The sequence below is a fragment of the Paralteromonas sediminis genome, assembly GCF_003820355.1.
GTDB classification, from domain to species: domain Bacteria; phylum Pseudomonadota; class Gammaproteobacteria; order Enterobacterales; family Alteromonadaceae; genus Alteromonas_F; species Alteromonas_F sediminis.
The window spans coordinates 769,816-792,731 of record NZ_RPOK01000002.1; the positions used below are offsets into that span (position 1 = coordinate 769,816).

Genomic DNA, 22,916 nt, shown 5'->3' on the forward strand with positions numbered 1-22,916 from the left:
TCCGATTTTCATTAACAGAACAGTCGCTTTTGCGACCTATTTAAGAGAACGAAAAAATGCGGTAAATACCGCATCTTTTCACGTTACTCATATTTACGTACTACACGTCCAATAATAGGCGAGTAGGATCTTCTAGCATTTCTTTTACTGTCACCAAGAAGCCAACAGACTCTTTACCATCGATAATACGGTGGTCATAGGACAGTGCCAGATACATCATTGGTAGAATTTCAACTTTACCATTCACCGCCATAGGACGATCCTGAATTTTATGCATACCCAGGATTGCACTTTGAGGCGGGTTGATAATAGGTGTAGACATTAAAGAACCAAACACACCACCATTAGTAATGGTAAAGTTACCGCCTTGCAGCTCTGCCATAGAAAGCTTGCCGTCACGGCCTTTAAGTGCCAATTCTTTAATGCCTTTTTCTACTCCCGCCATGCCCAGTGCGTCCGTGTCTTTAAGAACCGGCGTCACTAAGCCGCGAGGCGTAGATACAGCAATAGAAATGTCAAAATAGTTGTGATAGACGATATCGTCGCCGTCTATTGATGCATTCACTTCTGGGAAGCGTTTTAATGCTTCTGTTACAGCTTTAACGTAAAACGACATGAAGCCCAAACGAATACCGTGGCGCTTCTCAAAGCTTTCCTGATACTGTTTGCGAAGATCCATGATAGGTTTCATGTTCACTTCGTTAAATGTAGTGAGCATTGCTGTTGAGTTTTTCGCTTCAAGAAGTCGATTGGCAATGGTTTTGCGCAAACGTGTCATTGGCACGCGTTTCTGACTTCTTTCACCTGCGGCTACTGCAACTTCAGGAGCGGCGGCAGCAGGAGCAGACGATGCTGGCGCGGCTTTAAGGTGTTTTTCAACATCTTCTTTAGTAATACGGCCGCCCTTTCCAGAGCCCTTAATATTAGAAGGGTCAATGCCTTTTTCAGCAAGCAAACGTCGCACAGATGGGCTAAGTACATCAGCATCGCTGTCGTCAGATTCAGCAGCGGGGGCAGAATCTGCTTTCGCAGCCCCAGACGCGCCTTCTACAAACTTGCCAATCACTTCTTCTGCGGTAACAGTAGCGCCCTCTTCAGCTAGAATTTCAGCCAAGACACCATCACCAGGCGACACCACCTCAAGAACTACTTTGTCAGTTTCAACATCAACCAGATTTTGATCACGACTCACTGACTCACCGGCTTGTACGTGCCAAGTTGCGATGGTGGCATCAGCAACCGATTCGGGTAACACTGGTACGCGAATCTCAACTTCTTTTCCGCTTGCGGCAGGGGCATCATCAGAGGCTTCTTGTTTATCGTCTGAAGCTGGCGCTGCTGCGGCACCACCTTCTTCCAACGATGCTATCACTTGTTCACCAAGCACCGTAGCGCCTTCTTCATTCATTATCTCACCGATCACACCGTCAGCCGGTGCAACGACTTCTAGCACGACTTTGTCGGTTTCTATATCTACAAGGTTTTGGTCGCGCTTAACGCTGTCGCCTGCTTTTACATGCCAGGTTGCGATGGTGGCATCTGCAACTGACTCAGGTAGCACTGGAACCTTTATTTCTATTGCCATTGTTGTTCCTTATTTGATCGTGAGTGCGTCTTCAACCAACGCTTTTTGTTGTTGGTTGTGAACAGATACATACCCTACAGCAGGTGATGCCGAAGCTTCGCGTCCTGCGTAGGTCAGTGTGGCACCTTCCGGTATAGCCTGCCAGAAATGGTGTTGGCTACAATACCAGGCGCCCTGATTTTGCGGTTCTTCTTGACACCACACCCAATCCTTCACATGAGAATATTGTGCTACCACTTTAGCACATTCTTCCTGCGGGAATGGATACAGTTGTTCAAGTCGGATGATCGCAACATCCGTTTGTTCGTTCTTGCGTCTTTGTTCGAGTAAATCATAGTAAACTTTGCCCGAACACATCACCACGCGCTTAACTTTTTTCGCATCCAGGTCGTCAACCTCACCAATTACGTTGTGAAACACACCTTCAGACAATTCTTCCAATGAAGATACTGCCAATGGATGTCTCAATAATGACTTTGGTGACATAACGACAAGCGGCTTTCTCATGGGCCTAACAATTTGGCGCCTAATCATGTTAAACACCTGGGCTGGTGTAGACGGAATACAGACCTGCCAATTGTGATCAGCACATAACTGAAGGAAGCGTTCCAAGCGCGCCGAGCTATGCTCCGGACCCTGCCCTTCATAACCATGAGGTAATAGCACAGCGAGACCACATAACCGCCCCCACTTAGCCTCACCAGAGCTCAAAAACTGGTCAAATACAACCTGCGCACCATTGGCAAAATCACCAAACTGCGCTTCCCATATTGTGAGACATGAAGGTTCCGCGGTGGCATAGCCATATTCAAAGGCCATAACAGCTTCTTCAGACAACACGGAATCATAAATTTCCATCGTGCCCTGATTGTCACTGATATGTTGCAGCGGCATATAGGTACTGCCATCTGTCTGGTTATGAATAACGGCGTGACGATGGAAGAAGGTGCCACGCCCAGAATCCTGACCGACCAAGCGGATTGGATTGCCTCCGTTTACCACGGTTGCATAGGCCAGATTCTCGGCCATTCCCCAGTCGAGCGGCTTTTCGCCTTCAATCATGGCCTTACGGTCTTGGTACAGCTTGTTTACACGAGACTGTAACTTAACATCTTCAGGGAAGGTGACGAGTTTCCGGCCCAGCCCCTTTAATTCAGTTACACTGATGCTGCCATCGTAGGGCACATCCCAGTCATGGCCAAGATATGGACGCCAATCGACAGAGTGCTCTGTCATTGGGCGCCATTCCTCTACAACACATGCTCCGTGGTCCAGGGCCGCACGATACTCATCGACATACTTGTCGACTTCACGATCGGAAATCACACCTTCAGCAATAAGCTGGTCTGCATATAGCGCTCGTGGCACAGGGTGCTTTTTAATTTTTTGGTACATCAGCGGCTGAGTCGCGTTCGGTTCGTCCGCTTCATTGTGACCGTGGCGACGGTAACAGACCAAGTCAATGACCACATCACGCTTAAATTTGTTGCGGTATTCCAAAGCCAACTTGGTCACAAACAACACTGCTTCTGGATCATCAGAATTAACGTGGAAGATAGGTGCCTGAACCATCTTCGCGATATCTGTACAGTATTGCGTAGAGCGGGTATCTTCTGTTTTAGAGGTAGTAAAACCAACCTGGTTATTAACCACAATACGCACTGTTCCGCCCACTGCAAAGCCACGTGTTTGAGACATATTGAATGTCTCCTGCACCACGCCCTGACCTGCAATAGCAGAATCACCGTGAATGGTAATAGGCAAAACATTGCCAGAGTTGTATTCACGACGCGCCATTCGCGCTCTAACCGAACCCATAACGACAGGGTTAACGATTTCCAAGTGTGATGGGTTAAATGCCAATGCTAAATGCACATTGCCACCAGCCGTAGCGAAGTCAGACGAAAACCCGGCGTGGTACTTCACATCACCTGCGCCTAAAGACTCGTCGTGTTTACCAGAGAACTCGTCGAACAATACAGACGGATTTTTACCTAAAACATTAACCAGCACATTCAAACGACCACGGTGAGCCATTCCGATAACAACTTCTTTAGTGCCAACTTCACCTGCTTCGTGAATAAGACCTTTAAGCATGGGAATTAATGAATCGCCGCCCTCTAGCGAGAAGCGCTTCGCGCCAGGGAACTTAGACCCCAGATATTTTTCCATGCCATCTGCCGCGATCAAGCCTTTCAGGATTGCGACCTTCTTCTCTTTCGAAATTTCTGGTTTGGCTTCTACTGACTCAATTTTTTGTTGTAACCAACGTTTCTGCTCTGTGTCGGTTATGTGCATGTACTCAGCGCCTACAGAGCCACAGTAAGTGCGGTTAAGTGATTTGAACAAATCGCCTAATGGCATTGACTCTTTGCCGATAGCATAAGAACCCACGTTAAAAACGCTGTCAAACTCGCTCTCAGAAAGGTTATGGTGTGAAAGCTCTAAATCTCTGACCCTTTCCTGTTGCCATAAGCCAAGAGGATCCAGATTTGCATGCTGGTGACCGCGAAATCGGTAGGCATTAATGAGCTGAAGAACCTTTACCTGCTTCTCATCAGAGTGTGTGTTAGAACCTGCACTACTTGCTGAAACTCCCACTCTTGAAAGTGGGCCCATAGCGGCTAAAGTCCTGAATTTATCCTTGATAAGCGTATGATTAGTATCCAGTTCGACACCATCAACCTTTGGTAACTTATCGAATACTTCACGCCACTCTTGAGACACACCTTGCGGATCATCCAGATAGGCTTCGTACATCTCTTCAATGTACGGTGCGTTGGCACCCGCCATATGTGACGAATCCCACCATGCTTGCATAACACTTTCTTGCATTCTTTTGCCTTGGTTTGCCAATTTAGGGTCCGGGAATTAATTCCCTTATTTTAATCATTTATGTGGGTTTAACCCAACATTAAATACAGGTTTTTCCTGCTTTTTAAACAAAAATGGCCATCCTAACGGGACGGCCATTTAATACTTACGTCTTGTTTGTTGATAAAACAAACAATGTTGACTACACGGCCCTTTGTAGCAACATAGATTTTATGTGACCGATTGCCTTGGTAGGATTTAATCCTTTAGGACAAACACTGACACAATTCATAATACCGTGACAACGGAACACACTGAACGCATCATCCAGGTCATTCAAACGCTCATCGGTCGCGGTATCACGACTGTCAATTAGGAACCGGTATGCATGTAAAAGACCCGCCGGCCCAATAAACTTATCAGGGTTCCACCAAAAAGATGGACATGAGGTAGAGCAACATGCACACAAGATACACTCGTACAGGCCATCAAGCTTAGCACGCTCTTCAGGTGACTGAAGGTGTTCTCTCGCTGGCGGTTGCTTACTGTCATTAATTAAAAACGGCTTAATCTTTTCATACTGGGTGTAAAACTGTGTCATGTCTACTACCAGGTCGCGCACAACAGGCAGACCTGGCAGAGGGCGGACAACAATTTTACCTTTGCCCAAGGCTGAGAGTGGTGTGATACATGCCAGGCCATTTTTACCATTCATGTTCATACCATCTGAGCCACACACGCCCTCGCGGCAAGAGCGACGGAAAGAGAGTGTAGGATCTTGTTCTTTTAAAAGAAGCAAGGCATCCAACACCATCATGTCCTGACCTTCCTCAACGTCTATTGAGTAGTCTTGCATGCGTGGCGCATCGTCCACTTCCGGGTTGTAACGATAAACAGAAAATTGTAATTGCATCGTCATTGCCTCACATTAATACGAACGTACTTTTGGCGGGAAAGCTTCACGTAGCTTAGGCGCCATATTAACTTCACGACGAGACATAGACTCTGTCTCTGGATTATAGATAGTGTGGCACAGCCATTTTTCATCGTCCCTATCAGGGAAATCGAAACGGCTGTGAGCACCGCGACTTTCTGTACGGAAGTTGGCTGCTACCGCTGTGCTATAGGCCGTTTCCATCAGATTATCGAGTTCTAAACACTCTATACGCTGTGTATTAAAGTCTGCGCTCTTGTCATCCAAGCGGGCGTGTTGCAAACGCTCTCGAATCTCTGACAATTGTTTAAGGCCGTCAGCCATTGCTTCGCCTTCGCGGAATACAGAAAAACTAAGCTGCATACATTCTTGCATGTCTTTCTTAATTTGAACCGGATCCTCGCCCTTGCCTTTTTCAGAGCTTTCCCAACGATTAAAACGCGCCATCGCTGCATCTAGATCTGATTGTGAGGCGTCGCGCATCGGTGCTACTTCATCGAGCTTGTCGCCAAGATGCAATCCAGTAGCACGACCAAACACCACCAAATCAAGCAGCGAGTTGCCACCCAATCGGTTTGCACCGTGAACAGATACACACGCAATTTCGCCGCAGGCAAACAGACCGTTCAATGGCTTCTCGTTACCTTCAGCGTCAATTTGGAGAACCTGACCGTCGACATTTGTAGGCACACCACCCATCATATAGTGACACGTAGGAATGACCGGAATAGGCTCTTTTACAGGGTCAACGTGAGCAAAGGTTCTGGAAAGCTCAAGAATACCAGGCAAACGTGACTCAAGTACGTCTTTACCCAAATGGTCGAGTTTAAGCTTGATGTGTGTACCCCAAGGACCTTCACAACCACGACCTTCACGAATTTCTGTCATCATGGAGCGAGCTACAACGTCACGACCTGCAAGGTCTTTTGCGTTGGGTGCATAGCGCTCCATGAAGCGTTCACCATCTTTGTTCAGCAGATATCCGCCTTCACCGCGACAACCTTCAGTCACCAAGGTACCGGCACCAGCGATGCCCGTTGGATGAAATTGCCACATTTCCATGTCTTGCACCGGTGCACCGGCACGTAAAGCCATGCCCACGCCGTCACCGGTATTAATATGCGCGTTGGTGGTAGATGCGTAAATACGCCCTGCTCCACCGGTCGCTAACACGACGGCACGAGATTTAAAATAAACCACTTCACCCGTTTCAATGTCGATAGCGGTACATCCGACCACATCGCCGTCTTGGTTTTTAACCAAGTCCAAGGCATACCACTCACTGAAAACTTTCGTTTTATTTTTTACATTCTGCTGATAGAGCAAATGCAATAGTGCGTGCCCCGTCCGGTCTGCTGCGGCAGCTGTTCTAGCAGCCTGCTCACCACCGAAATTCTTCGACTGACCACCAAATGGACGCTGATACACCCTACCGTTTTCAAAACGCGAGAATGGCAAGCCCATGTTTTCCATCTCAATTATAGCTTCAGGACCTGTTTTGCACATATATTCGATGGCTTCTTGATCACCGATGTAGTCTGACCCTTTGACCGTGTCATACATGTGCCATTCCCAATTGTCCTCATGAGAGTTTCCCAGAGCTACAGTGATACCACCTTGAGCAGATACTGTATGAGAACGGGTTGGAAAAACTTTAGACAAAAGCGCGCAAGACTTGCCGCTTTGAGAAATTTGTAATGCGGCACGCATTCCCGCACCACCTGCGCCGATTACTACGGCATCGTATTCATGAACTGGTAGATTCATACTACACTCCCCACAACACAAACAAACCAACTGCAACGTAAACAAACGCGATAATGTTCAACACGTATTGCAACGTCGCTCTCAACCCAGTGGGCTTTACGTAGTCTGTTAATACTTGCCAAAGTCCAATTCGGACGTGGATCATAATTGCTACGAGTGCAGCAAGTGTAAACACTTTCATACCAATGGAAGAGAACAGACCCTGCCATACCTCGAAAGTGATGTTGTCGGTTGTGATAAAAAACCACGCTAGATATAGAGTAAACGCAGTGATAATCGCCGCTGTCGCACGCAACGAAACGTAATCTTGAACGCCGTCGCGTTTGATACTGGCCTGATTGGTTACCATAATGCAATTCCTCCAGCAATCGTCAATACAATCCAAAGGCCAATAACTGCTTTGGCACTCGCATTGCCTGACTCTAATTCTTCCCAATACCCCATATCCATAATTACGTGGCGTACACCGCCAAGTAGATGGTAGGTCAATGCGGAAACGGTGCCGATGGCAATAAATTTGCCAATAAAGCCATTCATCATTTCAACCACCTGGTCAAAACCAGCCGATGAAGACAATGATACAGCCCACGCCCAAATCACGAATAACAGGGCAAAAAACATTGCCACACCAGTTACGCGGTGAAGGATGGACGAAATAGCAGAAGGAGGAAATTTGATGGTGTTAAGATCTAAATTTACGGGTCTTTGCTTTTTCACACTAAGATGCCTGTTTTATCCAATTGAGTTACGCAATTAATTTTAACAAAAATTTAATGCGTTCTGCTTGGTGTTACGATTTTGTTAATTTTATTATAATAAATTTTTAAGGCGCACATATTTCGTCTTAAAAGCCTACTGAGTATATCTAGCGACAAATTTAAATACAATTTTTTGTGCTTTATTAAGACCTTAGTCGTATGACAATTTGTACATTCTCTATGCTATACCCTTTGGTGTATCTTAAGGGACATCAAATTTATAAATACCGAATATATATTGTGCATTTATGCATTAAAATTGACTTATTGAGGTAGAATAAGTACAAATACGCCACTTTTCCCAACGATTGAGTCAATTTTAGACTATTTCGCTGCAAACAGAACATTTCTGAGGAGAGCATTTTATGGCAGACCAGAAAGCCATTTTAAAAGCCGGTGATAAAGAAGTAGAACTCCCTATCCTCTCCGGCTCAGCCGGTCACGATGTGATAGACGTAAGGGCGCTGGGCGCAAGTGGATATTTCACTTTCGATCCTGGCTTTATGGCGACAGGTTCATGTGAATCCGCCATTACATTTATCGATGGCGCAAAAGGTGTCTTGCTGCACCGCGGTTACCCGATTGAAGAATTGGCCCGTGACGCAGACTACCTAGAAGTGTGCCATATGTTGCTTCACGGTGAAGCACCAAATGCAGAAGAATACAAAGAATTTAAGGCCACGATCACGCGCCACACCATGGTGCATGAACAAATCAATATGTTCTTTCATGGTTTTAGAAACGATGCCCACCCAATGGCTATGTTGTGTGGTACTGTGGGCGCGTTATCCTCTTTTTACCACAGCGACTTAGACGTTTCTAACCCCGAGCAGCGCGTACGCAGTGCACACCGTTTAATTGCAAAAATGCCGACACTGGTTGCTATGTGCTACAAGTATAACGTAGGGCAACCATTTGTTTATCCTCGCAATGATTTGAGCTATGCAGAAAACTTCCTCAACATGATGTTCTCTGTTCCTGCGGAAGACTACAAAATTAGTCCGGCTGTGGCGCGTGCAATGGACCGTATTTTTACGTTACATGCCGACCATGAGCAAAATGCATCTACTTCAACGGTTCGTCTTGCAGGTTCATCTGGTGCAAACCCTTACGCTTGTATCGCCGCAGGTGTGGCCTCACTATGGGGGCCAGCACATGGTGGTGCCAACGAAGCTTGCCTGAATATGCTCGAGGAGATTGGTTCGGTTGACCGCATACCCGAGTTTATCGAACGCGCTAAAGACAAAAACGATCCTTTCCGTCTCATGGGCTTTGGCCACAGGGTTTACAAGAACCATGACCCACGCGCCACTGTGATGCGTGAAAGTTGTCATGAAGTACTTAATGAACTTGAAGTAAAAGATCCACTGCTTGAAGTGGCAATGGAACTTGAGCGTATTGCGCTTGAAGACCCTTACTTCAAAGAGAAGAAATTGTTCCCTAATGTCGATTTCTATTCAGGTATCGTACTGAAGGCGATTGGTATTCCTACAAACATGTTTACTTGTATTTTCGCCTTATCGCGCACTGTTGGCTGGATTTCTCACTGGCATGAAATGCTGAGCCAGCCGGGTCAGAAGATCGGGCGTCCGCGTCAGCTCTACACAGGTGAAACTGAAAGAAAATATAACCCTATTGAAAAATAAGGGTTTATTACTAAATTAAAATGGCGCCAAATGGCGCTATTTTTTTAAACGAAGAAAATACTATGAAAAATACAGCTTGGTTATTGGGTGTGGCGGGTCTTCTGCCCTTTGTCGGTATTCCTTTGTTGGCAACCACGAACACCATTGACTGGTATTTAGCAGCCAAAGGATTTGTCAGTTACAGTGCAGTAATCCTCTCATTTTTGGGCGGTATTCACTGGTATGACGCAATATGTGGTAATCGGTCGAAGCATCAGATATATGTGGCTATGCTGCCCAGTATTCTAGGATGGTTGTGCCTTGCCTTTATCCCTCAATTAATGGCATTAGGGCTTCTGTCAGTCGGTTTTTTGTTGATCATGTTGTACGATAAACAAGTTCTGACGCTGCCGAAAGATAAGGTAGTCTGGTATACAAAATTGCGTATGACATTAACGACTGTAGTCGTGCTAAGTCATGGTTGGATGATTTTTTCATTAAATTGAACAAGTAATATGCTCATAAACTTCGTAAAAGAGCATCAAGTTTGTCTATAACGAGAATAATAAGTGTGATGAAAGACACAATGAAGCCCGCTTTTACAATGGGACTGTATGATTTATATCGCATCTTCAGCTTTTTAAACATCAGCCCCCCTAGGTAATCTCACTTTGACTCGTTTGAAATAAATCTTAGAGGGCATTATTTATGACTCTTAATCCTGGTGGTTATCAGGCTGCAAGGCTGTAGTTCGGGCTCCGTTATAATAATTGCCACCCGCGTCTTCCAGCGCACCAACAAGTTTCCCAACTGCATAACCTGTCCAATACCAAATGCTAGCACTATAAGCACCAGAGACCTTATTGACTTCCATTTCATCGAGCTCTTTCATTGTTGTTCCTTTAGTCTAATTCTATAATTAATTTGAGAGTGATTATGAGTGGAGACCATCATAAAAGCCTGCTCCTAACTCTTCGCCTATTTCTTTAAGCTCGTCTTTACAGGCAATCAGAATCGTCCACACGGCAATCGCTGAACTTGTTGCGCCACCATTTATCTGCTCAATATCCCTATCATCTAATTCTTGCATCTGTCATTTCCTTATAACATTAAAATTGGTTTTTAACGCATACAACAAAATCGTTGTAATGATTCAACAGTATAGAGATAAGGATGTGGGTAACAGCTGATCGCAAGCACAGCTTCCGATCAGCTTTTTATTGAATAACGCAAAGCAAAGTCAGTGGGCGCTCAGGCCCACCCTTTCATTCGTTTCGGATAATGTTTAAAAGCTCAGCCGTTTTTGCTTCCATTAAGGCTATATCGCCGCGACTTTCCACATTGAGTCTGATAACAGGTTCGGTATTCGATTTGCGTAAATTAAAGCGCCAGTTACCAAACGAAAGACCAATTCCATCGGTTTCGTCACGTTCCACCGCATCACCTTCATAGTGCGCAAGTACGCGAGCTAGTGCGGCATCAGCATCTTTCAGTTTACTGTTGATTTCACCCGACGAGGGAAACGCCTGGATCCTGGCTTCGACCATATCCGCCAATGATGTTTTCGTTGAGCTGATAAGCTCAGCAACCAAAAGCCAGGGGATCATCCCAGAATCACAATACGCGAAGTCTCTGAAATAGTGGTGGGCACTCATCTCACCACCGTATATGGCATCTTCCTTACGCATTCTCTCTTTGATAAATGCATGCCCAGTTTTGGATTTAACCGGTCTACCACCCGCGTCAGCAATAATGTCTTCCGTATTCCAATACACTCTGGGATCGTAGATGATGCTGTTGTCTGAATCTTTAGCCAGAAATGCCTGTGCTAGCAATCCAACAATGTAATACCCTTCTATAAACTGCCCCTTGGCATCAAATAAGAAACAACGGTCATAGTCGCCATCCCAGGCTATGCCAAAATCGGCCTTGTGCTCAAGTACTGCCTTGGCAGTGTCAGCCCGGCACTCCGGCAATAACGGGTTTGGGATCCCGTGCGGAAATGTACCATCTGGAGTGTGATGAACTTTAATGAAAGAGACAGGAATACCTTTTTGCGTAAAGTCGCTCTCAATAGCATCGATAGCTGGCCCCGCGGCCCCATTGCCAGCGTTAACTACAATTTTTAACGGGGTCAACTTGGCAACGTCAATGTAGGACGTAACGTGTGCCACATATTCCTGCATCACGTTTTTGGTAACGTAATTGGAATTCTGCGTCAATGTTGTCACTCGACATTGACCTTGTGTAAATGCATTCTCGTCGTAAGCGTTATCACTTCCATAAGACGCTAATGCAGCCTCAACGTCGGCATTATCATAAGACTCCGCGCGCATTTTAATCGCAGTTAGCCCTGTGTCGCCGCTTATAGGCACTGAATCCCGCTTCACCAGTTTCATCCCATTGTAATTAATGGGGTTATGACTTGCGGTGACTTCAATTCCACCATCGACACCAAGATGTTTCGTGGCGAAGTAGATAAGCTCGGTACCGACCATACCTAAATCCGTGACCTTTGCTCCGCCGTCGATAAGCCCTGCACTCAGCGCTAATTTGAGCGCTTCTGAGGTAAGCCTGACATCGCCACCCACAACAACCGTTTTTGCGTTCAGCTCTTCGGCAAAGCTTCGTCCAATGCGATATGCCACGTTTTCATCGAGCTGCGTGAGGAGCTCTCCACGAATGTCATACGCTTTAAAACAGGTTAATTCCATCGTCATCAATTAACCCTTCTGCTCAGTGCGACCATAACGATCTGAAAAACGTACGATATCATCTTCACCCAAATAGGACCCAGATTGCACCTCGATCAATTCCAAAGGTATTTTCCCTGGGTTTTCAAGGGCATGAATTTCACCTATAGGAATATAAACCGACTCGTTCTCGGTCACCAAGTTTGTTTCTTCACCTATGGTAATATTAGCTGAACCAGACACCACGACCCAATGTTCAGCACGGTGATGGTGCATTTGCACGGACAGTTTTTCACCGGGCTTCACTGTTATGCGCTTAACCTGGAATCGCTCACCGCTGTCAATGGAATCGTAGCTGCCCCATGGTCTGTAGACTTCACGATGGAATTCAAATTCAGGCCGTTTCTCCTTTTTCAACTGAGAGACCACCGATTTTATATCCTGTACTTTATCCTTGTGTGCAACCATGACTGCATCTTTGGTCTCAACCACGACAACATCATCAAGCCCAATCACAGAAATGAGTCTTTCTTCAGCATTGATGTAACTGTTACTCACACCCTGCAGAATGGCGTCGCCAACGACTACATTGCCATTTTCATCTTTGTTGTCAGCGGTTTCCCACAGCGACGACCAGCTACCAACATCACTCCAGCCCGCATCAAGCGGCACCATAGCGGCTTTGTCGGTTTTTTCCATCACAGCGTAATCTATGGAGTCGTCGGGGCTGGAAGCAAACACGTCTTTATCTATTCTGATAAAATCCAAATCGGCCGTTTCAGTCTCGATAGCTCGCTGACATGCACTGAAGATCTCCGGCGCATACTGTTGAAGTGCAGCCAGATACGCACTGGCTTTAAATAAGAACATGCCGCTATTCCAGAAATATTTACCGCTATCTACATAGGCTTGTGCGGTGTTCAAATCTGGCTTTTCCACAAACTCATTTACTTTCAGGCCACAGTCAACGGCAGTGTCAGCATTGATATATCCATAGCCGGTATGGGCCTGAGTGGGCACAATACCAAATGTCACAAGTAAATTTTGATCAGCCAGCTTTTCTGCTTTTGCTATGGCGTCGTGAAATGCCGATACGTCTTTAATTAAATGATCAGCCGCAAGTACTAACAAGTTGGGATCATCGCCCGCTTTTGTCGCATGTAGGGCTGCAAGTGCAATAGCGGGTGCCGTATTGCGCCCGACTGGCTCCAGTAAGATACCGCCATGTTCGATACCCTTTTGACGCAACTGTTCAGCGACTAAGAATCGATGCGCATCATTGCACACAATTATAGGTGCTCCGGCTTGGCTTCCATCCAGACGTGCCAAGGTTTCTTGCAACATGGTTTGATCAGATGTTAGTGAGAGAAATTGCTTTGGCAATGCAGCTCTAGATTTTGGCCACAAACGACTTCCCGTGCCCCCGGCAAGAATAATCGGCGTCATACCTGTTCCTTGTTAGAATTGTAATAAATAGACAAACTGACTAGATGGTAAACAAGCCTACTCCGTCAATCAATCCACTAACGCCGATTTTCTTATAATTGCAATAAATTACCCGATGGTATCTCGTTCATGAGGTGCATTCAGGTCTTGTAGCGGCCCTTTGGGTACAACTCGGGTGGGGTTTATCATATCGTGACTGAAATAGTAGTGACGCTTAATATGATCCATGTTCACCGTTTCAGCCACGCCTTCCACCTGATACAGGTCACGTAAGTAGCCATACAAATTAGGATAATCTTTAATGGATTTTAAATTACACTTAAAGTGACCCACATATACAGGGTCAAAACGCACTAAAGTGGTAAATAGTCGCCAATCAGCCTCAGTAACCGTATTGCCAGTCAAGTATCGTCTGCTAGACAATCTCGCTTCCAACCAATCCAATGTTTCGAATAAAGGGATTACCGCCTCTTCATACGCCGCTTGTGTGGTAGCAAAACCAGATTTATACACCCCATTGTTAACGTCGTGATAAATACGCTCGTTTAATTCATCTATCTCGTTGGCTAAGGCATCAGGATAATAATCGTCAGTGTTACCCGTTAATGTGTTAAATGCGGTGTTGAAGATACGAATAATTTCAGATGATTCGTTGTTCACTATGGTTTGCGTTTTCTTATCCCAGAGAACAGGCACAGTTACACGGGTTGTTATATCGGCTTGGGCCTTAGTGTATACCTGATGCATATAATCAAAATTAAACAAATGATCTTCGGTTGCGCCAGGATAAGGCGCAAATGTCCACCCTTTGTCGAGCATGTCAGGGTTTACCACTGAGACACTAATATGAGGTTCAAGCCCTTTTAATTTGCGAAAAATGAGGGTCCTGTGCGCCCATGGGCAAGCCAAAGACACATACAGGTGGTAGCGCCCACTCTCCGGCGCATATTTTGCGCCAGACTGCGTTGAAATTGTCTCGCGAAATTTAGACTCCTGACGCTTAAACTTTCCCTCATTACCCTCAGTGTCATACCATACATCCTGCCATTGGCCTTCAACCAGTAACCCCATAATTATCACTCCTGCGTTTCAGTCTGTTTACCTGATTCTATTAAAGCATGCGGCCTCTGTTTTGACTGTTTCGTATTATTGAACACACTGTTCGAGTTAATTGGACAGTCTTTGAATAAGGTCATTGGCAATAGGTATAGCACTGGTTGCTGCCGGTGAAGGTGCGTTAATAACATGCAAACTCAATGGCGTTTTAGCAAAAGCAAAATCGTGTACAAGCTCGCCTTTAATAGATACTGCCTGTGCCCGGATCCCTGACCTAAACGGGCCTAGGTCATCCAGTTTTATCGCGTTACAGTAGCGCTGCACCAGCGTTAAATAGTACTGACGACTGAGACTGGAAGCTGCCTCACGAAGCGCGCTTTTTCTGTGCTGCCAGAGCAGTTTCCAGGTACCAGGAAAGCTAAAAATATGTTTAAGTTCAGTCGCAGAAAACGAAAAGTTTTCGTAGGCTTCTCTGCCGCTGGCCAGCACTGCATTGGGACCCACTGTGGTGAAGCCACCTATCATTTTCGTCAGGTGTACGCCCAAAAATGGCATATTAGGATCTGGAATTGGATAGACAAGGTGGTTTGTGATGCCGTCAAATCGCGAAGACAACCTGAAATACTCTCCGCGAAATGGCAGTAATCTGACATCGGGTAGCAATCCTGCCATCTTAGCGACTTCATCGGCATAGAGACCTGCACAATTTACTAATTGTGTTCCTGTGTAGGCTAGATTGCCGGTAGATGCACTTGAAGTGAATACCTTCAATGCATTAGCAGACTCTTCAATAGCAGTAATTTTTTGGTCGTAGACTATCTGGCAACGCCCGCTATGCTCGGCAATATTAAGCATGGCTTGGCATACTGCTTTGTAGTCGGTAATGCCGGACTGCGATACCTTAAATCCCCCTACACTTTGAATATGAGGCTCCAACTCACCAATTTGCTGCTTACTTAGTAAAGTGGGTGACAGGCCGTTTTCTTTGCAACGTGCATACAAATTCTGCATGCCCTCTATTTCGTGGTCAGAAGTGGCGACTAACAATTTGCCACAGCGCTCATGGGGAATATTATGTTGTTGGCAAAAGGACAACGTCTGCTCGCAGCCCTCACGACAATAAACCGCTTTTAAACTACCCGGTGCGTAATAGACGCCGGCGTGGATGACACCTGAGTTTCTTCCAGTTTGATGTTGAGCGGGACGTTTTTCCCGCTCAATAACAATAACCCTGGCATTTTTTTTCTGCAAAACCAGCTGCATTGCTAATGCTGCACCCACAATACCGGCGCCAACAATGATATAATCTGCGGACTTAGTCACCTAACCCTCTGTTGTATCGGTGTTCATTTATGAATAATACTGTCAAAACGCGCTTCGGTGGTATAGCGCGTTTATACGGAAATGCGGTTCTTAGCCGTTTTGCTGAAAGTCATGTCGCCATCATTGGTATTGGTGGTGTGGGTTGTTGGTCTGCTGAAGCTATCGCCAGAAGCGGTGTAGGTAAGATTACACTGGTCGATTTGGACGACATTTGTATCACCAATACCAATCGGCAATTACACGCGCTTTCTCATACCGTGGGTAAGGCAAAAGTTGACGTTATGAAACAGCGCATTTTGGCTATTAATCCAGATTGCCAGGTCAACGCTATTGAGGATTTTGTTTTACCTGAAAATGTTTCAGCACTTATCACCAGTGACCTTGACAGCGTGATTGAAGCCACAGATAGCGTAAATGCAAAAGCCGCCATTATCGCGCATTGCAAAAGGCAAAAGATACACGTGGTAACGGTAGGTGGTGCTGGCGGACAACTGGACCCAACACAGATCACCACAGCTGACTTAGCAAAAACAAAGCAAGACCCCTTAGCCGCCAAGTTGCGCAGTGTATTAAGACGTGACTATGGGTTTAGCAAAAATCTACAGCGACGTTTTGGTGTGCCTTGTGTATACAGTCATGAGCAATTGCGTTACCCACAACCAGACGGCAGCGTGAGTTTCGAGAAATCGGTAATGGACGGGAGTACACGGCTAGACTGTGCCTCAGGATTTGGCGCAATTAGCACGGTTACCGCGACCTTTGGGATGGTCGCAGCAAGTGTGAGTTTATCTCGTCTGGAAACTCTGTCTCGACAAGCGAGTGAGAGTTAAGCACAATAACCAAAAAAGACAGGAAGACGCTATGCAACAAAGTGAACTAGACGAATTGATGAAAGCAAGTGCGGGAGATGCCGTCGCAACCGCACGAGAAGAATTTGGTTTAGAATTAAATTACAGTCCTGAGAGCATCATCCTTGTCGATGATCTTCTATTGGGTTTTATTGATAAATACCACGATGAAGTGCTGGAAGACCAAGCGGTATTCACTTTATGCAATATTTTTGGTGCGTATGTCGGAGAGGTATACAAACAACTCGTGGGCGGTGAATGGCGTTACGACCAATCAAACCCCGAGGCTCCTCATGTATTGCTGGCTTACGCTAACAACACTTATGCTTTTGCAGGCATTTGTTACGAGCGCCTTGTGAACGATAGTCAGGTAAGTGTTAAGGCCTATTTTGATCAGGCCTGTACCCACCACAAACAATAGATGGGAATAGCTTAACCGCGCCAGTCTCTCATCATAATCGCTAAGTGCTTGCTGCGAACGACGCAGACAAGCGCTGTTAACGTCAGCAAAAGAAACGCCCCCTTTAACAGACTGAAACGGCCCTGCTCATACGCAATAAATGCAACCTGTAAAGCAACGTCCGTTATGAGTAGCATGAGGATGACAGGTTTAACCCATGCAACAGAATAATTGCGTTGCCAAAACCATTCTCGCCTACCAATGCCCAACCAAATCAGCAAGTAAATAACACCCAGGCCTATACTGATCAGCCACTGGCTTTGGGACGGATACACAATAAGAGGAATGTTTTCACCGCTTGGGCCAAGCATTATAGTCGCTGCCAGCAATATGAGCGCCCTTGCTCCCCAAAACAGCGCCCAATGTAACCACAACGGCGGCAGTACCCTACCCGCCTCATCATAGCGATTAAGTGGTAAGGGCAATGTGGTTCTATTCTGTTGCATTATTCTTGATTAATTGCTCTGATAACGGCGGCATCTGCGTGAAGTCTCGTGGTGTCGTACAAGGGAACGCCCGTGTCACTCTGCTTAATCAGCATGGCTATTTCGGTACACCCTAATATGATGGCTTGTGCCCCTTTTTCAACCAGTTGATCAATAATATTCAGATAAATTTGTTTAGACTCGGGCACAATTTTCCCGAGACATAATTCATGGTAGATAATAGCGTGTACCTTTTTGCGTTCAACAGCTTCTGGGGTAAGCACTTCAAGGTTATATTTTTCAGATAGCCGTTGCGTATAAAAAGGCTGCTCCATGGTAAAAGCAGTTCCCAACAGACCAACAGTCTGTTTACCATCATGGACCAGTTTATTGGCGGTTGCATCTGCAATATGCAACAGGGGAATAGTGACTTCAGCAGCTACGGTTTCAGCGACGATATGCATGGTGTTGGTACAAATGAGGAAGAAATCGGCACCTGCGCTTTCCAGTGCGCGGGCAGAGGTAATCAATTTGTCGGCAGCTCTGTCCCATTCTCCGTTGCGCTGATCTTGCTCTATTTCACAAAAGTTAACGCTATCCAGAACAATACGGGCGCTGTTCAGGCCTCCCAGGGCCTGCTTTATCCCTTGATTAATCAATTGATAGTAAGTCGATGTGGATTCCCAACTCATGCCGCCAATTAAGCCAATCTTTTTCATCAACGTCTGCTTAGCCTCTATACAGTGAAGCTGATATAATACGCGCATAGTGCAAGATGCAAACAGAAAAATGACAGTAGAAAAATTCACACCAAATCAAACAACAACACTGAGTGCGCCCGTCAAAGTGCTCGACGCAGATACTGCCGAAAAAAAGCGCCGCGTCTCAGGTGACGCCCGGATCGGTTTCGTGAGTCTGGGCTGCCCTAAGAACCTCGTTGACTCAGAACGCATCCTTACGCAATTGAGGACAGAAGGTTATAACGTGGTTCCAACTTACAACGATGCTGACTTAGTCATTGTGAATACCTGCGGCTTTATTGATGCCGCCGTTGAAGAGTCACTGGACACGATCGGCGAAGCGTTGAAAGAAAACGGCAAAGTTATCGTCACAGGATGCCTGGGTGTCAAAGAGGATGAGATTCGTGAGGTTCACCCTAATGTACTAGCGATTACGGGTCCTCATGCCTACGAAACAGTTGTTGAGCAGGTTCATGAACATTTGCCACAGCCTAGCCATAATCCTTTTGTTGATTTGGTTCCCGACCACGGGGTTAAACTTACACCAAGACACTATGCTTACCTTAAAATCTCAGAAGGCTGTAATCACAGGTGTACTTTCTGCATCATTCCCTCAATGCGCGGTGATTTAGTAAGTAAACCCGTGGGCGAAATACTGGATGAAGCACAAAGATTAAAAAAAGCCGGTGTGAAAGAATTATTGGTCATTTCTCAGGATACCAGCGCGTATGGAGTGGATGTTAAGCATCGCACTGGTTTTTGGAATGGCATGCCAGTAAAAACACACATGCAGCAGTTGTGCGAAAAACTGGGAGAAATGGGTATGTGGGTAAGACTGCATTATGTTTACCCCTATCCGCATGTTGATAATCTTATTCCTTTGATGAATGAAGGTAAGGTATTGCCCTATTTAGATATTCCATTCCAGCATGCTAACAAACGAATTTTAAGGCTGATGAAGCGTCCAGGTAGTGCAGAGCGCACCCTAGAACGGATCAAAGCGTGGCGTGAGCAATGCCCTGAGCTGATTATTCGCTCGACATTTATTGTCGGCTTTCCAGGTGAAACAGAAGCAGAATTCGAAGAGCTTCTTGACTTTATTCGCCAGGCACAACTCGACCGTGTTGGCTGTTTTGCCTATTCAGAGGTTGATGGTGCCAAAGCCAACGAATTGCCCGATCCTGTACCCGAGGATGTCAAACAAGACAGGCTGGCTAGATTCATGCAAGTGCAAGGTGAAATTAGCGCACAACGGCTGAGAAGCCGCATAGGCAAAGAATACCTAGTAGTTATTGATGAAGTAACCAGTGAAGGGGCTGTAGGTCGTTGTTTTGCAGACGCCCCGGAAGTAGACGGCGTTGTTCACCTAAACGGCGTTTATGATCTGAACCCTGGGGATCAGGTTTGGTGCGAAATCATTCACTCCAACGAGCACGATTGCTGGGGTGTACTCGTTGAAGAGGAATTAGCAGAGTCAGTTGGCGAATGAGAACCATGACACACGATTTTGTGTGTCACTCCCCCCCACTTTTGCCGCACCCGCAATAACAGCGATACGCCCATTGTAGGACACCGCACCTAACCCATGACGAGGCACCGGCATTTCCCCAGCACGATGCCAAGTATCGTCTTTTATAACGTAACGCCAGACGTCTTTGTAAACCCCACCGTCACCGGTAAAAAACTCTCCGCCAAAGGCAAAAATGTCACCATTAATGCTTGCACACGCGAGACCACCTTGTGCCTGTGGCATCGGGGAGAGCGTTGTCCAGCTATCGTTCTTAGCATCGTACCGTTCATTCGAAGCAACATTGCCGCCACCAACAGTCCGACCACCAAGGATATACCATTGATCATCTACCACGATTGAGCATGTACTGTTACGGGGAGAAGGCAAAGGTTTCGCTGGCAACCATGTCTGAGTATCGGTATCGTAATACCAGTGTACTGCAACATCGCTTTGATGGCCCCACTGGCTATTTTCACTTCCACTCGGCGAACGTCCACCGGCAAGGTGAAGACGACCATGTAATACCGCAACGTTAGACTCTGACAAGGGCATCGGCAACCGACTGTGGCGCACCCACTTTTCACCATCGAGACGCAATACATCATTGCGATTTACCCAGCTTCCCTGTTCAGAACGGGTAAAACCACCAATGTGCAGCAATTCACCTTGCCATGACACGAGTATTCCGTGATGCCAGGGTTCAGGCAGCGAAGGCAGTGACGACCACGCCATGTCTCCCTCGGACCACGCCCACACAGCGGTATGGATCTGCCAGTCAGGTTGTGAAGCATTAATGCCACCTGCAACAACTATGCTTCCGCCGTGAACTGTAGGATAGATTTCCTGTGTCGGCTCTGGCAAGTCAATGCCTTTTTGCCACGTTGATGGCCCGGCCCATGCTGCTGAGCTCACTAAAGCCGCACACAGTAGCGGGAACCATGACTTTTTAATTGGCATGCAGTATATCCTTGTCTTTTAGAAGTAGATTAGACAGGTCTTCTGGTGTATCTATGCCCACAGGAGGGGGTGAAACAGCTTCTTGAACCATAATGCTATCACCGTACCAAAGTGCCCTGAGTTGCTCTAACGACTCTTGTTGCTCAATCGCACTCGGCGCATAATCGACATACTGCTGGATATATCCGGCACGGTAAGCATAAATGCCAATATGTCGCTGAAAATGACTTACGTTGGCTTTTGAAGGGTCAGCGAAGTTGGCCAGCATCGCATCGCGCTGAAATGGGATGCTGGCGCGAGAGAAATATAAGGCCCTGCCATTTACATCGCAGACAACCTTAACAATGTTTGGGTTTGTAATCTCTTCGACGTCTTTAATCGGCGTACTTAAAGTGGCCATGGGTGCTTCATGACTGGCTAACAAAGTAGCAACCTGTTGAATATTCTCAGCAGGTACAAAAGGCTCATCCCCCTGCACGTTCACTACAATATGCTGCTGTGAAATACCACAAGACGTAACGACTTCAGCCAAGCGCTCCGTGCCCGATTGATGGTGAGGCGCCGTCATACACACGGTGGCAGGTTGAGAAACAACCTGAGCAATTCGATCATCATCTGTCGCTACGATAATTTGTGATGCACCAGCTTCCACGGCTCTGTCTACCACGTGGTTTATCATTGGCTTTCCGTTTATATCAGCAAGGGGCTTTCCGGGGAAACGCGTGGATCCAAACCTAGCTGGTATGATGACACTAAAGGCCACACTGTCTGTCATTTTAATGATTCCAACTCTTCGAGGGATAAGCTTTCCGCTTGTTCTTCAATTAATACTGGGATGCCTTCTTTTATGGGAAAACGCAAGCGATCGAAGCGACACACCAATGACTCAGGCTGCTGCGTAAGTACAAGTTGTCCCTTGCACACCGGGCAGGCAAGAATTGAAAGAAGTTGTTTGTCAAATGCCATGATTAATTCTCAGTATAAGTTCATCAAAATAGAATTGCGGTTAATTAGAGGCGATATCTGCGAGTTTATCAAGCAATGCACTTTTCAGCGTATTGGGTAGGTTCGCGCTAACCTCTAAGTACCAACAATCTGGATGGGCAAAGGCAGTACATTTCACCGCATCTTTCTCTGTCATTATGGTTGCGCCCAGAGGAAGGTCTTGCGCTGAAAACGCATGATGGTCAGGAAATGGCAACGCCTCTGTCACCTTAATATGCAGATTAGATAACGTAGTAAAAAAACGCGTTGGGTCGCCTATACCCGCAAGGGCTGTCACACCATCAGCGTATTGTTGTCGAAAGGCGTCAATGGTTAACACCTCTTCGTTGTTTCTTACATTGCGAATAACACTGGGATTGAGTGTCATGGCATAGGCATTATTCACTAAAGGGTTTTGTCCATTATGGATAATCGCGTTAACTGTGGATAATCGCTTAACAGGCTCCCGCAGCGGTCCCATCGGCAACAAAGCACCGTTACCCACTCTTCTGTCATCCATTACGACCCATTCAATGTCACGCCCTAAAGCGTAGTGTTGAAGTCCATCATCACAAACAACAACATTGCAGCCTAATCCTTTTAAGTGTTGCGCCCCCCTGTATCGAATGGGGTCGATGACCACCGGGCACGACAGACGCGATGCCATAAGTTTGGGCTCATCACCTACCCACGCCGCTGTATCGGTAGGCTTAACATGATGCGGGAAAGTGGTACAGTGGCCACCATAGCCTCTGCTTAGAATACCTGGGGAATACCCGGCATCAACCAGCCACTGTGCAGCCTGAGTAACCACTGGCGTTTTGCCGTTGCCGCCTACTGAAATATTCCCCACCACCAAGACAGGAATACCAGGATGCCGTTGCTTCATCACGCCGATTGCAAAAAGGTACCGTCTTAAGCGCGTCAATAGGCCAAAAAGAATGGTAAGGGGAAAGAACAACCACTTAACCGGGTGGTTATCAAACCACAT

The 22,916-nt window shown here is 46.4% G+C and carries 23 protein-coding genes; 5 read left to right on the top strand and 18 right to left on the bottom strand.

Annotated features, from left to right (window positions below; genetic code table 11):
• Positions 1 to 100: 100 nt before the first annotated feature.
• The 6 genes from odhB to sdhC all read right to left on the bottom strand — a co-directional run bounded on the left by odhB (position 101) and on the right by sdhC (position 7,817).
• Positions 101 to 1,585, bottom strand: a complete 1,485-nt coding sequence (gene odhB / locus DRW07_RS08745) for a 2-oxoglutarate dehydrogenase complex dihydrolipoyllysine-residue succinyltransferase (RefSeq protein WP_124027491.1) — start codon at positions 1,583 to 1,585, stop codon at positions 101 to 103.
• A gap of 9 nt (positions 1,586 to 1,594) precedes the next feature.
• Entirely contained in the window at positions 1,595 to 4,420 is a 2,826-nt protein-coding gene (locus tag DRW07_RS08750) for a 2-oxoglutarate dehydrogenase E1 component (protein ID WP_124027492.1), read from the bottom strand.
• A gap of 181 nt (positions 4,421 to 4,601) precedes the next feature.
• The gene (locus tag DRW07_RS08755) at positions 4,602 to 5,312 is read right to left on the bottom strand and encodes a succinate dehydrogenase iron-sulfur subunit (RefSeq protein ID WP_124027493.1); all 711 of its coding nucleotides are present in this window, start codon (positions 5,310 to 5,312) and stop codon (positions 4,602 to 4,604) included.
• Positions 5,313 to 5,327: 15 nt separating this feature from the next.
• The gene (gene sdhA / locus DRW07_RS08760) at positions 5,328 to 7,100 is read right to left on the bottom strand and encodes a succinate dehydrogenase flavoprotein subunit (RefSeq protein ID WP_124027494.1); all 1,773 of its coding nucleotides are present in this window, start codon (positions 7,098 to 7,100) and stop codon (positions 5,328 to 5,330) included.
• Position 7,101: 1 nt separating this feature from the next.
• Positions 7,102 to 7,449 carry a succinate dehydrogenase, hydrophobic membrane anchor protein gene (gene sdhD, locus DRW07_RS08765; RefSeq protein WP_124027495.1) on the bottom strand — a complete coding sequence of 116 codons (348 nt, stop codon included), beginning with the start codon at positions 7,447 to 7,449 and terminating at the stop codon, positions 7,102 to 7,104.
• Positions 7,443 to 7,817: a succinate dehydrogenase, cytochrome b556 subunit gene (sdhC, locus tag DRW07_RS08770; protein ID WP_124027496.1), complete on the bottom strand. Its 375-nt coding sequence runs from the start codon at positions 7,815 to 7,817 to the stop codon at positions 7,443 to 7,445. Before sdhC ends, sdhD begins: the two co-directional genes overlap by 7 nt.
• Positions 7,818 to 8,223: 406 nt before the next feature.
• Here sdhC and gltA point away from each other — a divergent pair, with 406 nt between their 5' ends.
• Together gltA and DRW07_RS08780 are read left to right on the top strand one after the other, a co-directional pair.
• Complete coding sequence (gene gltA, locus DRW07_RS08775) at positions 8,224 to 9,504, top strand: citrate synthase (protein WP_124027497.1); 1,281 nt, start codon at positions 8,224 to 8,226, stop codon at positions 9,502 to 9,504.
• Between the two features lie 62 nt (positions 9,505 to 9,566).
• Complete coding sequence (locus tag DRW07_RS08780; RefSeq protein WP_124027498.1) at positions 9,567 to 9,989, top strand: DUF3429 domain-containing protein; 423 nt, start codon at positions 9,567 to 9,569, stop codon at positions 9,987 to 9,989.
• A gap of 209 nt (positions 9,990 to 10,198) precedes the next feature.
• Here the strand turns inward: DRW07_RS08780 and DRW07_RS18300 are convergent, their stop codons facing one another.
• The 6 genes from DRW07_RS18300 to lhgO form a co-directional block, all read right to left on the bottom strand.
• Positions 10,199 to 10,375, bottom strand: a complete 177-nt coding sequence (locus DRW07_RS18300; protein ID WP_165870452.1) for a hypothetical protein — start codon at positions 10,373 to 10,375, stop codon at positions 10,199 to 10,201.
• A 42-nt stretch (positions 10,376 to 10,417) separates the two neighbouring features.
• Positions 10,418 to 10,573, bottom strand: a complete 156-nt coding sequence (locus tag DRW07_RS18305; RefSeq protein WP_165870453.1) for a hypothetical protein — start codon at positions 10,571 to 10,573, stop codon at positions 10,418 to 10,420.
• Positions 10,574 to 10,748: 175 nt separating this feature from the next.
• Positions 10,749 to 12,203, bottom strand: coding sequence for a phosphohexomutase domain-containing protein (locus DRW07_RS08785; protein ID WP_205665378.1), 1,455 nt, complete (start codon positions 12,201 to 12,203; stop codon positions 10,749 to 10,751).
• Positions 12,204 to 12,206: 3 nt separating this feature from the next.
• Positions 12,207 to 13,622, bottom strand: coding sequence for a mannose-1-phosphate guanylyltransferase/mannose-6-phosphate isomerase (locus DRW07_RS08790; RefSeq protein ID WP_124027499.1), 1,416 nt, complete (start codon positions 13,620 to 13,622; stop codon positions 12,207 to 12,209).
• 108 nt (positions 13,623 to 13,730) lie between these two features.
• Entirely contained in the window at positions 13,731 to 14,693 is a 963-nt protein-coding gene (locus tag DRW07_RS08795) for a glutathione S-transferase family protein (protein WP_124027500.1), read from the bottom strand.
• Positions 14,694 to 14,789: 96 nt separating this feature from the next.
• Positions 14,790 to 16,001, bottom strand: a complete 1,212-nt coding sequence (lhgO, locus tag DRW07_RS08800; protein ID WP_205665379.1) for an L-2-hydroxyglutarate oxidase — start codon at positions 15,999 to 16,001, stop codon at positions 14,790 to 14,792.
• A gap of 29 nt (positions 16,002 to 16,030) precedes the next feature.
• Here lhgO and tcdA point away from each other — a divergent pair, with 29 nt between their 5' ends.
• Positions 16,031 to 16,831: a tRNA cyclic N6-threonylcarbamoyladenosine(37) synthase TcdA gene (gene tcdA, locus DRW07_RS08805; RefSeq protein WP_124027501.1), complete on the top strand. Its 801-nt coding sequence runs from the start codon at positions 16,031 to 16,033 to the stop codon at positions 16,829 to 16,831.
• A gap of 31 nt (positions 16,832 to 16,862) precedes the next feature.
• Positions 16,863 to 17,270, top strand: a complete 408-nt coding sequence (locus DRW07_RS08810) for a hypothetical protein (protein WP_124027502.1) — start codon at positions 16,863 to 16,865, stop codon at positions 17,268 to 17,270.
• An 11-nt stretch (positions 17,271 to 17,281) separates the two neighbouring features.
• Here the strand turns inward: DRW07_RS08810 and DRW07_RS08815 are convergent, their stop codons facing one another.
• Complete coding sequence (locus tag DRW07_RS08815) at positions 17,282 to 17,755, bottom strand: DUF2919 family protein (protein WP_124027503.1); 474 nt, start codon at positions 17,753 to 17,755, stop codon at positions 17,282 to 17,284.
• A complete protein-coding gene (locus DRW07_RS08820) occupies positions 17,755 to 18,453 on the bottom strand; it encodes an aspartate/glutamate racemase family protein (protein ID WP_124027504.1) in 699 nt (232 codons plus the stop codon). Before DRW07_RS08820 ends, DRW07_RS08815 begins: the two co-directional genes overlap by 1 nt.
• 70 nt (positions 18,454 to 18,523) lie before the next feature.
• Here DRW07_RS08820 and rimO point away from each other — a divergent pair, with 70 nt between their 5' ends.
• Positions 18,524 to 19,963 carry a 30S ribosomal protein S12 methylthiotransferase RimO gene (gene rimO / locus DRW07_RS08825; RefSeq protein ID WP_124027505.1) on the top strand — a complete coding sequence of 480 codons (1,440 nt, stop codon included), beginning with the start codon at positions 18,524 to 18,526 and terminating at the stop codon, positions 19,961 to 19,963.
• On the opposite strand, the gene DRW07_RS08830 is transcribed toward rimO, so the two are convergent.
• Genes DRW07_RS08830 through lpxK form a run of 4 tightly spaced genes read right to left on the bottom strand, consistent with a single transcriptional unit; the run spans position 19,949 to position 22,916 of the window.
• Positions 19,949 to 20,941: a Kelch repeat-containing protein gene (locus DRW07_RS08830; protein ID WP_124027506.1), complete on the bottom strand. Its 993-nt coding sequence runs from the start codon at positions 20,939 to 20,941 to the stop codon at positions 19,949 to 19,951. The two genes, rimO and DRW07_RS08830, sit on opposite strands and share 15 nt — an antisense overlap.
• On the bottom strand, positions 20,931 to 21,704 hold the full coding sequence (gene kdsB / locus DRW07_RS08835; RefSeq protein ID WP_124027595.1) for a 3-deoxy-manno-octulosonate cytidylyltransferase: 774 nt from the start codon (positions 21,702 to 21,704) through the stop codon (positions 20,931 to 20,933). The genes DRW07_RS08830 and kdsB overlap by 11 nt, the downstream gene beginning before the upstream one ends.
• An 8-nt stretch (positions 21,705 to 21,712) precedes the next feature.
• Positions 21,713 to 21,907: a Trm112 family protein gene (locus tag DRW07_RS08840; protein ID WP_124027507.1), complete on the bottom strand. Its 195-nt coding sequence runs from the start codon at positions 21,905 to 21,907 to the stop codon at positions 21,713 to 21,715.
• Between the two features lie 40 nt (positions 21,908 to 21,947).
• On the bottom strand, positions 21,948 to 22,916 hold the full coding sequence (gene lpxK / locus DRW07_RS08845) for a tetraacyldisaccharide 4'-kinase (RefSeq protein WP_124027596.1): 969 nt from the start codon (positions 22,914 to 22,916) through the stop codon (positions 21,948 to 21,950).